Source organism: Actinomadura sp. WAC 06369 (assembly GCF_003947565.1).
In the GTDB taxonomy this organism is placed as follows: domain Bacteria; phylum Actinomycetota; class Actinomycetes; order Streptosporangiales; family Streptosporangiaceae; genus Spirillospora; species Spirillospora rifamycini.
This window is the reverse complement of record NZ_QHJN01000395.1, coordinates 1-850: the sequence shown is the minus strand read 5'-3', so window position 1 is coordinate 850 and position 850 is coordinate 1. Positions and strand designations below refer to the sequence as shown.

The following is an 850-nucleotide window of genomic DNA, read 5'->3' as shown; positions in this document are numbered from 1 at the left end:
ATGCAATATTTTGAATTAGCACGATTTTGTAGGCCGGATAAGGCGTTTGAACTGAACCCCAAAACCTGGACAGTTTCAGTTAACCGGCTTTTTGATACTCAGTCCGGTATTCTACCGGGCTGAGTCCCCCAAGACTGAGTTTTATTCTTTTTTGATTCCAGTAAGTTATGTATTCGTTAACGGCATTTTCCAGCTCTTCTACATTTCTGTAGTCCCGGCGATAGTACATTTCTTCTTTCAGGTGACCAAAGAAGTTCTCCATTACCGCATTATCAAGGCAGTTGCCCTTGCGCGACATGCTCTGCACTAACCCTCTGTCCGCCAGGGCGGACTGATAACTTTTTATCCGGTAATGCCATCCTTGATCACTGTGGAGCAGCGGTTTCTCCCCTTCAGCAAGGCTTTCCAGCCCCTTATTTAACATCCGCTTCACCAGCTCCTCTGTAGGCCTGCAGGCAGTTTCCCACGCCACGATTTCCCCGTTAAACAAATCAAGTATCGGGGACAGGTACAGTTTTTGTCCGCCAGCCCTGAATTAGGTGATATCTGTCACCCATTTCTCACAGGGAGCTTCCGCTTTGAACTGCCGCTGAAGGATATTTTCTGCGGCGAGTCCCATATTTCCCCGGTAAGACCGGTATTTCTTCAGGCGCACAGGAGACTTCAGGCCGAGCTGTTGCATCAGTTTTCGCACTGTTTTGCCACTGAACTTAAGACCTCTTTTCTGAAGCTCACAATGGATCCGCCGGTACCCATAACATCCCCGGTGTTCATGGAAGATGGAGGCTATGAGCTGTTTCACATCAGCATACTTGTCCTTAGCCTTCTGCAGTGACAGCTGGTAGTACAG

At 48.4% G+C, this 850-nt stretch carries 1 pseudogene; it reads right to left on the bottom strand.

The window, feature by feature from the left end:
- Positions 1 to 79 precede the first annotated feature (79 nt).
- Positions 80 to 850, bottom strand: a pseudogene (locus DMH08_RS39645) (IS3-like element IS1397 family transposase); the annotation flags it as partial.